Here is a 12,503-nt window from a genome sequence, read left to right on the forward strand (position 1 = left end):
CTGAACAGGGAGAGATGTGATGAAAAAGGTGTTTGGAGCAGCCGCATTGCTGGCGATACTGGCAACCAGTGCTTTTGCCGAAGGTGTGGAGCACCGCGTGGCGGTGCATGTGGATCAGAACGATCCGCAGGTGATGAATATGGCGCTTAACAATGTGGCCAACCTCACCAGCTATTATGAGGCGCAAGGCGACACGGTACTGGTTGAGGTGGTTGCTTATGGGCCTGGCCTCAACATGTTCTTACCTGACAAAAGCCCTGTCGAAGACCGCATTTCTACGATGTCTCTGAGTATGGATAACCTCACTTTCTCTGCTTGCGGCAACACGTTGGCCGCGATGGAGAAGAAGGCGGGGAACAAGATTTCCCTGATAGATGAGGCAGAGATCGTGCCATCGGGCGTTGTTCGCCTGATTGAACTTCAAGAAAATGATTATGCCTACATCAAGCCTTGAGGGCTGGATGTTGGTTCCCAACCAAAGGAAAATGCTATGACGCATAAACCCTCACGCAGGCAGTTCCTGCGTAACACGGTGGCGGCAGGTGCTGCGATCACCGTTGCAGGCAAGGCAGATGCCCAATCGCCTGATCCACTGATCACCGAGGTCCAACCTTGGGCGCAGAGCTTTGGAGATGGTGTGGACGAAACACCATATGGTCTGCCGATCAGCTATGAAAATGACGTCATTCGTCGCAATGTGGAATGGCTCACTGCGGATACGGTAAGTTCAATCAACTTTACGCCGATCCATGCGTTGGACGGCACAATCACCCCCCAAGGCTGCGCCTTTGAGCGGCATCATTCGGGTGCGATTGACCTCAAGAAAGAAGACTACCGCCTGATGATCAACGGGTTGGTCGACACGCCACTGGTATTCACTTACGCCGACCTTGAGCGTTTCCCGCGTGAAAATCACGTGTATTTCTGCGAATGTGCCGCAAATAGCGGTATGGAATGGGCGGGCGCGCAGTTGAACGGTGCGCAATTCACGCACGGTATGATCCACAACATGGAATATACGGGTGTGCCGCTGCGCACGCTGCTGGAAGAAGCAGGGCTGGATACGGCGGGTGATCTGAAGGACAAATGGGTGTTTGTTGAGGGCGCGGATGCGTCGTCCAACGGGCGCTCTATCCCGATGGAAAAGGCGCTGGATGACGTGTTGGTGGCATTCAAGGCCAATGGCGAAGCACTACGCAAAGAGCATGGCTATCCTGTGCGGCTTGTGGTGCCGGGCTGGGAAGGCAACATGTGGATCAAATGGATCCGCCGCATCGAGGTGATGGATGCCGCCGTTCAAGCCCGCGAAGAAACCTCGAAATACACCGATACGTTGGCGGATGGTGTCAGCCGCAAATGGACATGGGAGATGGACGCGAAATCGGTTGTGACCAGCCCCAGCCCACAATCCCCGATCACCCATGGTACAGGGCCGCTGGTGATTACGGGCCTTGCATGGTCTGGACGCGGTGCGATTACCCGTGTGGACGTGTCCAAAGACGGTGGCATGACGTGGGAAACGGCCCGTCTGGCCAAGGCGGGCGAGAAGATGGCGTTGACGCGTTTCTATCTGGATACGGATTGGGACGGCTCGGAAATGATGCTGCAATCGCGGGCTATGGATGACACGGGTTATGTGCAGCCCACCAAAACCCAACTGCGCGAAGTGCGCGGGTTGAACTCTATCTATCATAACAACGGCATCCAGACATGGCTGGTGCGGGCGAACGGTGAGGCTGAAAATGTCGAAGTTTCTTAAATCAACGACCATTCTGGCGGCGCTGTCTCTGGCTGCTGCACCTGCAATGGCGCAAAAACTGGGTCTTGGCCGTACCGCCTTGCCTGAAGAAATCGCTGCTTGGAATGGGGATATCAGCCCCGATGGCACGGGTTTGCCCATAGGCCAAGGTGACGCAATTGAGGGCGAAGAGATATTCGCCACTAAATGCGCGGCCTGCCATGGTGATTTCGCCGAAGGCATCGGCAACTGGCCCAAACTGGCGGGGGGCAAAGATACGCTGAACCACGAAGACCCGCTGAAAACTGTCGGATCATATTGGCCCTATTTGTCCACTGCCTTTGATTACATCCAGCGCTCCATGCCTTACGGCGATGCGGGGACGTTGGGCGATGATGAAACCTATGCGATCCTTGCCTATATCCTCTATTCTAACGATTTGATTGAGGATGATTTTGTCTTGTCCAATGAAACGTTTCTGGATGTGGCAATGCCCAACGCGGACGGCTTTATCGTGGATAACCGCGCCGAGACGGAATACGCACATTGGAGAAGTGAGCCTTGCATGGAAAATTGCAAAGCCGCCCCTGTGAAAGTAACCATGCGCGCCATGGTGCTGGATGTGACCCCGCAAGAAGAGGCCGCAGCAGTTCCCGCGCCGGAAGTGGAAGCTGTGGTGGCAGAGCCTGTGCAAGAAGCAGCCGCCACACCAGAACCCGAAGTCCCGCAAGTGGTTGCAGCGTCCTTTGATGCGGAACTGGCAGCGCAGGGCGAGAAAGTGTTTCGCAAGTGCAAAGCCTGCCATCAGGTCGGGGAGGGTGCAAAAAACCGTACAGGCCCGATCTTGACGGGTATTGTAGATAAGGCAGCTGGTACAGTTGACGGGTTCAAATACTCTAAACCCATGCAGCAGGCGGGGGCCGATGGGCTGATCTGGAGCCAAGACGCGCTTGCGGCCTTTCTTGCTAAACCCAAAAGCTATATGAAAGGGACAAAGATGTCTTTCGCTGGCCTCAAAAGCGAGGATGATCAGCTGGCAGTCATCGAATACCTCAAGTCCTTTGCCGATTGAGCATCGGGCGCACCTGTCGATCTAACCGGCACCCAAAAAATGCGGGGGCTTTGATCTAAATCAAAGTTCCCGCGGCCATAGTCTGCGAAACGAAAATCATACTGGGGGAAGACGTTATGAAAGCATTATTTCTGGCAGGGGTAACCTGTGTGGTGACGGCTTTTGGCGCACAAGCGCAGGAAATCGCAACGGTCTACCCTTTTGAGGGTAGTTTTGATGACGCGACCTTCAGTGTTGAGAGCGCCATTATTGGCCGTGGTTTGGTGATTGATCACATCAGCAATACGGGTGAGATGCTAAACCGTACGGCAGCGGATGTTGGCAGTGACGTAAAGATATTCGACGGGGCGGATGTGTTTTTGTTCTGCTCGGCAGTACTGTCACGCAAAATGATGGAGGCCGATCCATTGAATCTTGCCCATTGTCCTTATGGGATATTTGTGGCGGACCGTGCAGGTGAGGTCACCATCGGTTATCGCAATTACCCTGAGGGCGCGATGCAAGAAGTACAGGCTTTTCTGGACGAAATCGTCCGTGAGGCCGTGGGGGAATAATGGACTATCAGAATTTTTTCAAAACCGCGTTGGATGATCTGCGCAGCCAAGGCAACTACCGCGTGTTTGCGAATCTGGAACGCCATTGCGGTGCATTTCCAAATGCCACAGCACGCGGCATGGAAACGGCGGATGTAACGATCTGGTGTTCAAATGATTATCTGGGCATGGGGCAACACCCCTCTGTTCTGGCGGCGATGCACGAGGCGATTGACCGTTGCGGCGCAGGGGCAGGCGGTACGCGCAATATTTCCGGCACCACCCATGATCACGTGTTGTTAGAGGCCGAATTGGCTGATCTGCATGGCAAAGAAGACGCGCTTTTGTTCACCTCGGGCTATGTCTCCAACTGGGCGGCGCTTGGCACTTTAGGATCACGTATCCCTGATTGTGTGATCCTATCAGACGCACTGAACCATGCCTCGATGATTGAGGGCATCCGCCATTCCCGTGCTGAACGGTTGGTCTGGAAGCACAATGATTTGGTTGATCTTGAGGCCAAGCTGGCTGCGCTACCACTGGAGCGGCCCAAGCTGATCGCTTTTGAAAGCGTCTATTCTATGGATGGTGATATCGCACCCATCAGAGAAATCTGTGATCTGGCCGATAAATACAACGCGATGACCTATCTGGACGAAGTTCACGCCGTTGGGCTGTATGGCCCGCGCGGCGGTGGCATCGCTGAACGCGAAGGGCTGATGGACCGCATCACCGTGATTGAGGGCACATTGGGCAAAGCATTTGGCGTTGTCGGCGGGTATATCTCCGCTTCAACCGAACTGTGCGATTTCGTGCGCAGCTTTGCCAGCGGGTTCATTTTTACCACTGCCTTGCCGCCTGCGGTTGCTGCGGGTGCGGCGGCCTCCATTCGCCACCTCAAAAACAGCAATGCGGAGCGTGAGATGCATCAGGCCAAAGTGGCCGAGGTGCGGGAAAAGCTTTCAGCGGTTGGTATTCCCCATGCGGATAATCCCAGTCACATCATCCCTGTGATGGTCGGCGACCCGCATAAATGTAAATTCATCTCGGATAAGCTGTTGGAAGAATTCGGCATCTATATTCAGCCGATCAATTACCCAACTGTCCCCAAAGGCACCGAGCGGCTGCGTATCACGCCATCGCCTGTGCATAGCGCAAATGATATTGACCGTTTGGTCGGCGCGCTTGAGGATTTATGGGGTCAGTGCCAACTGGCACGTATGCCATTGGCGGCGCAGTAATCTGAACACCGCACGCGCCTGATCGGGCGCGTGCGGTGTTCTTTGTAAAATTATTCGAATTCCATCTGCTCATAAACGCGGCCCGCATTTTTAGTGGCCAGTTCCTCAAACGTATCCAGATTTTTATAGGGCGTTTGATCGACGTAATAGGCGTCGGCCAGATCGCCGCCATCCTCCAGATGCGCGCCAATTTTCTCACGTAAATACACCAGATAGTCGCGGGTATAGCGGCGCACCTGATCCATATTGGTCGGGTGGCCGTGACCGGGGATGACATAGGTCGCCTCTAGCGGCTCAAACGCGGTTTCCCATGTCTCAATCCAATCGGCGGTCATTGTGTCGGGAAAGATCGGCAGCATCCGCTCATGAAACGCCATATCGCCCGAAATGACCAAGCTTTGCGCGGGCAGCCAGACGACAATGTCACCGGGGCTATGCGCAGGGCCAAGATAGCGTGCTTCGATTTTCATATCGCCCATCTCGACGATGTACTCGTCTTCAAATGTGATGTTGGGCGGGGTGAGTTCGGTTTTATCGGCGCGTTCTTTGGTCACCGCAATGGCACCGCGTAGGGATTGCGCACCGTTTCCCTCAAAGGCGGCGGCAGCGTCCACATGGGCGACAATATCAACACCTTGCTGCGCCCAATAGGTATTGCCCAACATCGCATGGCCTTGGCCGTTTTCATTGAACACCAGTTTCACAGGCTGGTCAGTGACGGCCTTGATTTCGCTGTGCAGCGCCTTGGCCAATGCATAAGACGCGCCGCTGTTCATCACAACCACGCCATCACCCGTGATGATGAAGCTGAGGTTGTTGTTGTGGCCTGCATTTTCATAGGTGGGGGGGGCCGTGGCCCCTATGGCGGAAAACACATTCGGGATCACCTCAACAGGTTTTGAATAAAGTTCAGAGGCGGGATATTGATCTGCGATGTCTTCGCTTGCATAGGCGGGCAAGGCGATCAGAGCGCATAGCGCGGCAACATATTTCATCGTTATTCTCCTGCAACAAAGGCGTAACCAGACGCCGTTTTATCCACATACCCCATGCCACCACCTGCAAGGTGGAAGCCGATGATCTGTGTTTTCTCGCTTGCGAGTTTATCCAATAACGCAAGGCGGGTTTTCACTCCTTGTTCACCGTCCTGATCCGATCCGGCTATCCACGCGGGTTGCTCAAACGCGACATGGTGGTTGCCGATGCAATCGCCCAGCACCATCACCGAATTGCTACCGTCCTTGATTTCAAATGACATATGGCCGGGAGTATGGCCAAAGGTAGCATGTGCCGCGACACCCGAGATGATTTCTTCGCCGTCGTTGATAAAGCTGATCTGATCTTCCAGCATCGCCAACCGCCGCTGGGCACCGACTGCAAAGCTGGCGCGTTCGGCACCGATTTCATCCACGGTGTTGGGGTTCATCCAATAGTCCCATTCCACTTGGCCGATCATATAGGCGGCATTGGGGAACAGAGGATCATCAAAATCATCCAGCACACCCCAGAGGTGATCAGGGTGGGCGTGGGTGAAGACAATATCGGTCACGTCTTCGGGCGCGACAGCCAAAGCGTCGAGCGAAGTCAGTAGCTGACCTGTGCTGGCCATGAAGTCCGACCCTGCACCCACATCAAAAAGGATTGTACGGTCTGCGCGCCGCATCAATGTGATGTTGCAGGGTGGGGTGATGACATCGCCAGTCAGACCGTATTTGGTGCGGATCGGGGCCAGTTGATCTTGGGGAAGCCCCCCGAAGGTGGCGCTGCTGGGTAGGGTAAGGGTGCCATCGCTGACCACATCCAGCCTGATATCACCCAATGTGATTTCTGCGTGGGTGCGAAACGGGGCAAGCCCAAGCGCGGCGCCTGCGGTGATGCTGGCTCCCGACGCCATGAATTTGCGTCTTGTGAACGGCATTTGTGGTCCTCCCCCATAAATTCGTTATTAAGAATATGTAGGATTGCCCGCAGCCGCGCAAGTGCGGAACGCCGTACATCTTGGCCACGATGCACAGGATTTTCTGTATCCGCTCATTGGGTCGCGTCACGTAATACTGACCCAAACGCCCGAAGATAGTTCTCGTGCTGTATCACAAGCCTTCAACAACCGATCTAGTTTTGAGCGGGGTTTTTGGAGCGATATTTTTAATCGGTGGAATACGTGCCAGTCGTGTGGTTAGGTGTAATTGTAATAAGTGAAGGCTACGATAAGTCATATGAAACATACGTATTTTCAGTTTTTTTGCATTTTAGCGCTTACGCTAAATATTTCGACACAGGCACAGGCACAGGCACAGGCCGAGGTTGAGAGTGAAATATCTGATCATTTTATAGATCGGGCAATCACCGCGTGTATTGATTGGATCAATGGTGGCACCTTGGATTATTTCGAGAGCGATTGGATCTTGAGTGATGAGACTCGGGACATGCGTACTGCCGCCGAGAAATTCCCGGAATTGAACAGGGGTGAGTCCTTTTTCGAAAGCCAACAGCACACATTTAATGCTATGATCAAGAAGCAGGCTGGAACCGAAAGCTGCAAAATTGTTGAGAACTTTTTAGCAGTCCTATTGGGCCCTGAGGAGTTTGATTTTGCTAGAGGTAAATCAATATTAACCAGTTGGGGAGAAGTCCGTGCAGCGGAAGAAGGCTTCTCTGACTGGCCCGACGGCGCTACACTTGGCTTTAAAAATCGTGAAAATACAGTTTTTTTCAAGAAGAAGTGTAGTCCCTCAGGGTTAGTGATTATTGACGGAATGGCTGCAGCTTCACCTATTTCTTATGATGGGCTGCGTCTGCCATCTTGGTCTGTATCAATTGAGTATTTTGACCGACAGCTTGCAGAGGGAAATCAAGGCCTGATTGACTATATTGATCTGGCTTGCCCGCAGGTGTCCTGATCAACCTTCTTTGAAGGATGTAGCTAAGTTCTTCCAAAAACCACCATTTATAGAACGCTTTTGGGACATCTTTTTTTGGGGAGGTTTTTGATGCCAGTTGATGATGTAAAAGTCAAAGCCATCTGACGTTCAAAAGCAAGGGGGGTGCTCTTGCTGTTCACAGCAGTGTAGCGATCGGGGTGCCTGCGTCCAATCCGACCTGCGCGCGCAGTGTAACCCGTGCCCGCGCCAGCCGTGACATTACTGTCCCTGTGGGCAGGTCTAACAGTTGCGCAATCGCATTCGGGCTCAGCTCGCCTTGTAGCACCAATTGCATGATCTGCGCCTGATCTGCGGGCAGGGCTTTGATGGCGTGGCGCAGCGCCTCTACGGCCAGCCTGCTGTCGCCTTCGGGCAAGGTGCTGGCGGTGTCTTCTTCTAGTTCAGTCAGTTCTACCTTGGCCCGCCACCGTGCGCGGGCAAGGTTGTGTAGGATGATCATCGCGTAATGTTCAGGTGTTTCAATTGTTGAGCGCCCCATGCGCTGCATCAACCGCATCAGGGCTTCTTGGGCCATATCTTCGGCATCGCAGGGTTGCAGGCCCAGACGTTGTGCACGGCGCATGAGTTTGGTTGCCAGTTTTTCCATCGCCACTGTCTCGCTCAATTTATCCATCACTGTCTCCTCTGTGTGATTGTTGTGGTGACCATGCCGATTTTTGACGCTGCAGCCACAAGAGGTATTCCGCTGGTCGGCCAAACGGGGGCTTTTTGGGCGGTGGCGCGCGCATGGGCCGGGGCCATATCGGCGGTGCCTCGCCCGAGCGTATAGGGCAGGGACGCAACCGCCGTTTTGCGCATCTAACTTTGTGAAGGCGCCAAACGGTGCCCTCGTAACCTCAGAAGACTAAACAAAAAATGGAGACACCAAATGACAAATCTTAAAACTCTCGCAGCCGTTGCCGTAACTGCTCTTTGCGTTCCAGCCTTCGCCATGGCCCAAGACGCTGTTCAAGTGGATGCAAACGCAGATGGTGTTCTGAGCCTTGAGGAAATGCAGACGGTCTATCCCGAAATCACCGCTGAGCAATTCACGACACTGGACCTGAACGCAGACGGCGCATTGGACGATGCCGAAGTCAAAGCCGCACAAGAAGCGGGCCTGATCCCCGCGGAGTAATCCACCGCGGGTTAGATGCGGCGCTATGGCAGTAGCGTCGCATTTTTTGAGCATCACAGGTCCGCACGCCCCAGCTGCCGGACCTGTGATGTTTTCTTTTGCGCAAATGCGACCCACTTAGATGTGGTAGCTGACGTCTTGTACAAGTTTAGGTTGAATTTCGAACTCCAGAAGAAGCTGATATTCGCTGATATTAACCTTCACTAAGCCAACTGACGCCGATGTGTACAACTTGTGATTGGATAAGTTGGAACCTCGCTCCTATCTGAACGTTGTGAGGGTGACGGGCAGACAAGCTGTCAGAAATTCACTCTCGAACTCTAGGAGATAAAAATGAAAAAGTTCCACAAATACGGCGCAATGACCGTGCTTTCCACTTCCTTGATCGGTTCCGCTGCCTTTGCAGGTAACTTGGAAGAACCAGTCATCGAAACCGTAGCGACACCTGTTTATGAACCGGTTGCTGTTGGCACCGATTGGACAGGCGCATATGGCGGTTTGAACCTTGGTTACGGTGATATCGACGGCTCCGGTACTGCGGATGGCGATGATATGACATACGGTGTGCACCTTGGTTACGACTATGACTTTGGCAAATTCGTACTGGGTGGCGAGCTTGAGTATGATAAAACCGACATTGACCTGAACGGTGCTGCCGACGTTGATGGCGTAACACGTCTGAAAGTCCGTGGCGGTTATGATTTGGGCCGCACATTGGTCTATGCAACTGCGGGTGCAGCACGCGTGAACACCAGCATCGGTGATGACACAGGTGAATTCATCGGTGTTGGTATGGCCTATCAGGTCACCGAAAAATTCACTGTCGGCGGTGAAGTGTTGGAGCATCGCTTTGATGATATCGGCGGTACAGGCGTAGATGCCGATGCGACCACCTTTAACGTGCGTGGTTCGTTCCGCTTCTAAGCAGATCTAAAGACACAAGAAAGGCGCGCCTGTGATGGGCGCGCCTTTTGCGTTTCAGGTGTGTGGTGAGCTTTGGATGCTTAGGCTTGTGTAGTCAGGCTTTCGGCATAGGCGCATAATGTCTTCATTGCCGCCTCAAACGCGCTGTCTTCGATTGTCATGGCCACACGGATGTGGCCCGCTGCTGCCGCGCCAAAGCTCTCGCCGGGCATGACCGCGATGTGGTGTGCCTCTAGCAGGCCATAAGCAAAGGCTTCGCCGCTTAGGCCCGTGGCGGTAATATCCAGCATCATGTACATCGCGCCGCCATTGGGGACCGCACCGACAACGTTTTGCGAGGCCAGCACGGCCAGCGCCAAATCACGGCGGCGGCGGAAGGGTTCGGCGATCTCGGTTTCAAACTCTTTGCCCAGTTCTAGCGCAAACAGCGCCGCATCCTGAATAAAGCCCGCAACGCCGTAGGTCGTATGGGTGGCCAGATTAACCAGATGCGAAATCACATGCGCAGGCCCGACAACCCACCCTATCCGCGATCCGGTCATGGCATGGCTTTTGGACATAGACCCGACAACAAGCGTGCGTTCTTCCATTCCCTCCAAGGCACGCGGCGAGATATGCTCGCCTTCCCAGATTTGCGTGTCATAGACTTCGTCCGAGATTAGCCAAAGATCATGATCACGGCAGACCTGCGCAATGCCTTCCAGCGTTTCACGGGTATAGACCACACCAGTGGGGTTGTTGGGGGAATTGATCAGCAGTGATTTCGCGCCTTTGGCCGCGGCGGCGATGTCGCTGGCGCGGGGTTGGAAGGCGTCACTGGCATGCGCTTGAACGGCTACCGGTTTTGCACAGACACCGCGCAGCGTGCCGGGGTAGGTGGCATAATAGGGATCAATATACAGCGCGGTATCACCCGGATCGGTCACGGCAGTATGGCTGGCAAAAAGGGCGGCCTGCCCACCGGGGGTGATCATGACGTTGTCGCGGGTGGTGGGGACACCTGTACTTGCGGTGACCCGTGCCGCAATTGCATCCCGCAACGCTGCGATGCCGGGGATAGAGGCATAACCCGTATGCCCGCCAACAGCCGCGCGGTGCATGTCTTGTAGGATAGGCGCAGCCGTGCGGATGTCATGCTCGCCGATGGTCAATTCCGTCACAGAGGTGCCTGCGTCAATCATCTGGCGGGCACGGTTAAATACCTCCCAACCATCTGACCCGCCGCCCAGAATTGTGCTGATCCGTTGTGAAGCCTGCATGATACGTCCTTTCCTATATTCGCGCGCAGGGGCGCAGAGGCACAGCGCTTTGTCAATCTCGTGAATCTTTAATCAGCCTTGACCGCATTGCGCGCGCTGGCTAGTGTCGGGGCATGACAATGATGACAACCACAATTATTTGTACAATTACCTGCTGAGTTACCTCTCGCGGGCCTTGATCACGTTGTTTTAATTCCATCAAAACTGTGCCATGTCCCGCGCATCCCGCGTTGATAGGACATATGCCATGACGACCGCCAAACCGACACTCAAGCTGCACAACACAAAGACCCGCAAGCGCGAGGAATTTGTGCCGATTGATCCGCAAAACGTGCGGATGTATGTCTGTGGCCCCACGGTGTATGACCGCGCCCATATTGGTAATGCGCGGCCTGTGATTGTGTTTGACGTGCTCAACCGCCTGCTGCGTCACGTATATGGGGAAAGCAACGTCACCTATGTGCGCAACTTCACCGATATCGACGACAAAATTAACGCCCGCGCGGCGCGGGATGGCAAAGACATCTCCGAGATCACAGCGCAGACGACGCAGTGGTTCCTTGACGATATGGCGGCTGTTGGCGCGATAGAGCCCGATCACATGCCCCGCGCCACGGCCTATGTGCCGCAAATGATCGCAATGATCGAAGACCTGATCGCCAAAGGCCACGCTTATGCGGCAGAGGGCCATGCGCTGTTTGCCGTAGATAGCTATAAGGACTACGGTGCGCTGTCTGGGCGCAGCACTGACGATATGATTGCAGGCGCACGGGTAGAGATCGCCCCGTACAAGCGCAATCCGATGGATTTTGTCCTCTGGAAACCCTCGGATGCCGACACGCCGGGATGGGATAGCCCGTGGGGCCGTGGGCGTCCGGGCTGGCATATCGAATGCTCTGCCATGGCGCATGAGCTGCTGGGCACACATTTTGACATCCACGGTGGTGGAAATGACCTGATGTTCCCGCACCATGAGAACGAGATCGCCCAAAGCTGCTGCGCGGGGGATGATTTTGCCAATGTCTGGCTGCACAATGAGATGTTGCAGGTAGAGGGCAAGAAGATGTCCAAATCGCTGGGTAACTTCTTCACCGCGCGTGATTTACTAGACAAGGGTGTACCGGGAGAGGTGATCCGCTTTGTGATGCTGTCGACGCATTATCGCAAGCCGATGGATTGGACTGAGAAAAAGGCACAAGAGGCATCTCGGTCATTGAAAAAATGGCGGGACCTTACCGCAGATATTGAAGCCGCACCGTCAATTCCGGCGGTGGTTTTGACTACGCTTTGCGATGACTTGAATACGGCTGGCGTCCTCACACTGCTACATGAATTTGCAAGTAATGGCGATCTGGCCTCCTTGAAGGCGAGCGCGCAGCTATTGGGACTGCTTACAGAGGAATTAGGGGGCTGGACTGAACGCGGCGGTGCTCTTTTGGACGGTTGGACTGAGAGACTTACCGTTGCGCGGGAAAAAGCGATGGAAACGAAAGACTTTGTAGAAGTTGATCGGATCAAGTTACTTCTGACTGACGCTGGTGTGAAAGTTCAAATGGGTAAAGAGGGGATCGTCTTGGCTGCTGGTCCTGAGGTTGATCTGGCTAAACTTGAGGCCCTCAAATGACCCGCCTCACAACACAGACCTGTTCCCGTCCGAGGGGAGGGCGGGGACAGGTC

13 protein-coding genes are annotated in these 12,503 nt (G+C 54.3%); 9 read left to right on the plus strand and 4 right to left on the minus strand.

Annotated features, from left to right (window positions below; all coding sequences use genetic code 11):
- Nucleotides 1-19 precede the first annotated feature (19 nt).
- The 5 genes from GGR95_RS07230 (at nucleotide 20) to hemA (ending at nucleotide 4,584) form a co-directional block, all read left to right on the plus strand.
- Nucleotides 20-454, plus strand: coding sequence for a DsrE family protein (locus GGR95_RS07230; RefSeq protein ID WP_184564287.1), 435 nt, complete (start codon nucleotides 20-22; stop codon nucleotides 452-454).
- A gap of 36 nt (nucleotides 455-490) precedes the next feature.
- Nucleotides 491-1,759, plus strand: a complete 1,269-nt coding sequence (soxC, locus tag GGR95_RS07235; protein WP_184564289.1) for a sulfite dehydrogenase — start codon at nucleotides 491-493, stop codon at nucleotides 1,757-1,759.
- Nucleotides 1,743-2,810 carry a c-type cytochrome gene (locus GGR95_RS07240; protein ID WP_184564291.1) on the plus strand — a complete coding sequence of 356 codons (1,068 nt, stop codon included), beginning with the start codon at nucleotides 1,743-1,745 and terminating at the stop codon, nucleotides 2,808-2,810. Before soxC ends, GGR95_RS07240 begins: the two co-directional genes overlap by 17 nt.
- 116 nt (nucleotides 2,811-2,926) lie before the next feature.
- Nucleotides 2,927-3,364: a DUF302 domain-containing protein gene (locus tag GGR95_RS07245; RefSeq protein WP_184564293.1), complete on the plus strand. Its 438-nt coding sequence runs from the start codon at nucleotides 2,927-2,929 to the stop codon at nucleotides 3,362-3,364.
- Nucleotides 3,364-4,584: a 5-aminolevulinate synthase gene (gene hemA, locus GGR95_RS07250; RefSeq protein ID WP_184564295.1), complete on the plus strand. Its 1,221-nt coding sequence runs from the start codon at nucleotides 3,364-3,366 to the stop codon at nucleotides 4,582-4,584. The genes GGR95_RS07245 and hemA overlap by 1 nt, the downstream gene beginning before the upstream one ends.
- 50 nt (nucleotides 4,585-4,634) lie before the next feature.
- On the opposite strand, the gene GGR95_RS07255 is transcribed toward hemA, so the two are convergent.
- Together GGR95_RS07255 and GGR95_RS07260 are read right to left on the minus strand one after the other, a co-directional pair.
- The gene (locus GGR95_RS07255; protein WP_184564297.1) at nucleotides 4,635-5,579 is read right to left on the minus strand and encodes an MBL fold metallo-hydrolase; all 945 of its coding nucleotides are present in this window, start codon (nucleotides 5,577-5,579) and stop codon (nucleotides 4,635-4,637) included.
- A 2-nt stretch (nucleotides 5,580-5,581) separates the two neighbouring features.
- On the minus strand, nucleotides 5,582-6,502 hold the full coding sequence (locus GGR95_RS07260; RefSeq protein ID WP_184564299.1) for an MBL fold metallo-hydrolase: 921 nt from the start codon (nucleotides 6,500-6,502) through the stop codon (nucleotides 5,582-5,584).
- Nucleotides 6,503-6,800: 298 nt separating this feature from the next.
- Between GGR95_RS07260 and GGR95_RS07265 the strand changes: the two genes are divergently transcribed.
- The gene (locus tag GGR95_RS07265) at nucleotides 6,801-7,484 is read left to right on the plus strand and encodes a hypothetical protein (RefSeq protein WP_184564301.1); all 684 of its coding nucleotides are present in this window, start codon (nucleotides 6,801-6,803) and stop codon (nucleotides 7,482-7,484) included.
- Between the two features lie 157 nt (nucleotides 7,485-7,641).
- On the opposite strand, the gene GGR95_RS07270 is transcribed toward GGR95_RS07265, so the two are convergent.
- Nucleotides 7,642-8,139 (minus strand): RNA polymerase sigma factor, encoded by a 498-nt coding sequence (locus GGR95_RS07270; RefSeq protein ID WP_184564303.1) that lies wholly within the window; start codon nucleotides 8,137-8,139, stop codon nucleotides 7,642-7,644.
- Nucleotides 8,140-8,394: 255 nt separating this feature from the next.
- Between GGR95_RS07270 and GGR95_RS07275 the strand changes: the two genes are divergently transcribed.
- Both GGR95_RS07275 and GGR95_RS07280 read left to right on the plus strand, forming a co-directional pair.
- Nucleotides 8,395-8,643 carry an EF-hand domain-containing protein gene (locus tag GGR95_RS07275; protein ID WP_184564306.1) on the plus strand — a complete coding sequence of 83 codons (249 nt, stop codon included), beginning with the start codon at nucleotides 8,395-8,397 and terminating at the stop codon, nucleotides 8,641-8,643.
- Between the two features lie 333 nt (nucleotides 8,644-8,976).
- On the plus strand, nucleotides 8,977-9,567 hold the full coding sequence (locus tag GGR95_RS07280; RefSeq protein WP_246423315.1) for an outer membrane protein: 591 nt from the start codon (nucleotides 8,977-8,979) through the stop codon (nucleotides 9,565-9,567).
- Between the two features lie 80 nt (nucleotides 9,568-9,647).
- Here GGR95_RS07280 and GGR95_RS07285 read toward each other — a convergent pair whose 3' ends face one another.
- Nucleotides 9,648-10,826 carry a pyridoxal phosphate-dependent aminotransferase gene (locus GGR95_RS07285; protein ID WP_184564308.1) on the minus strand — a complete coding sequence of 393 codons (1,179 nt, stop codon included), beginning with the start codon at nucleotides 10,824-10,826 and terminating at the stop codon, nucleotides 9,648-9,650.
- Nucleotides 10,827-11,073: 247 nt separating this feature from the next.
- Between GGR95_RS07285 and cysS the strand changes: the two genes are divergently transcribed.
- The gene (gene cysS, locus GGR95_RS07290; RefSeq protein WP_184564310.1) at nucleotides 11,074-12,450 is read left to right on the plus strand and encodes a cysteine--tRNA ligase; all 1,377 of its coding nucleotides are present in this window, start codon (nucleotides 11,074-11,076) and stop codon (nucleotides 12,448-12,450) included.
- The last annotated feature ends 53 nt before the right edge of the window (nucleotides 12,451-12,503 follow it).

Source organism: Sulfitobacter undariae (assembly GCF_014196805.1).
Taxonomy (GTDB): Bacteria; Pseudomonadota; Alphaproteobacteria; order Rhodobacterales; family Rhodobacteraceae; genus Sulfitobacter; species Sulfitobacter undariae.

What these genes read in the sequence shown, in the direction of transcription:
- GGR95_RS07270 (WP_184564303.1), bottom strand. Translation starts at nt 8,139, where the DNA reads ATGGATAAATTGAGCGAGACAGTGGCGATGGAAAAACTGGCAACCAAA.
- hemA (WP_184564295.1), top strand. Translation starts at nt 3,364, where the DNA reads ATGGACTATCAGAATTTTTTCAAAACCGCGTTGGATGATCTGCGCAGC.
- GGR95_RS07265 (WP_184564301.1), top strand. Translation starts at nt 6,801, where the DNA reads ATGAAACATACGTATTTTCAGTTTTTTTGCATTTTAGCGCTTACGCTA.
- GGR95_RS07285 (WP_184564308.1), bottom strand. Translation starts at nt 10,826, where the DNA reads ATGCAGGCTTCACAACGGATCAGCACAATTCTGGGCGGCGGGTCAGAT.
- GGR95_RS07255 (WP_184564297.1), bottom strand. Translation starts at nt 5,579, where the DNA reads ATGAAATATGTTGCCGCGCTATGCGCTCTGATCGCCTTGCCCGCCTAT.
- cysS (WP_184564310.1), top strand. Translation starts at nt 11,074, where the DNA reads ATGACGACCGCCAAACCGACACTCAAGCTGCACAACACAAAGACCCGC.
- GGR95_RS07275 (WP_184564306.1), top strand. Translation starts at nt 8,395, where the DNA reads ATGACAAATCTTAAAACTCTCGCAGCCGTTGCCGTAACTGCTCTTTGC.
- GGR95_RS07230 (WP_184564287.1), top strand. Translation starts at nt 20, where the DNA reads ATGAAAAAGGTGTTTGGAGCAGCCGCATTGCTGGCGATACTGGCAACC.
- GGR95_RS07280 (WP_246423315.1), top strand. Translation starts at nt 8,977, where the DNA reads ATGAAAAAGTTCCACAAATACGGCGCAATGACCGTGCTTTCCACTTCC.
- GGR95_RS07240 (WP_184564291.1), top strand. Translation starts at nt 1,743, where the DNA reads ATGTCGAAGTTTCTTAAATCAACGACCATTCTGGCGGCGCTGTCTCTG.
- soxC (WP_184564289.1), top strand. Translation starts at nt 491, where the DNA reads ATGACGCATAAACCCTCACGCAGGCAGTTCCTGCGTAACACGGTGGCG.
- GGR95_RS07260 (WP_184564299.1), bottom strand. Translation starts at nt 6,502, where the DNA reads ATGCCGTTCACAAGACGCAAATTCATGGCGTCGGGAGCCAGCATCACC.
- GGR95_RS07245 (WP_184564293.1), top strand. Translation starts at nt 2,927, where the DNA reads ATGAAAGCATTATTTCTGGCAGGGGTAACCTGTGTGGTGACGGCTTTT.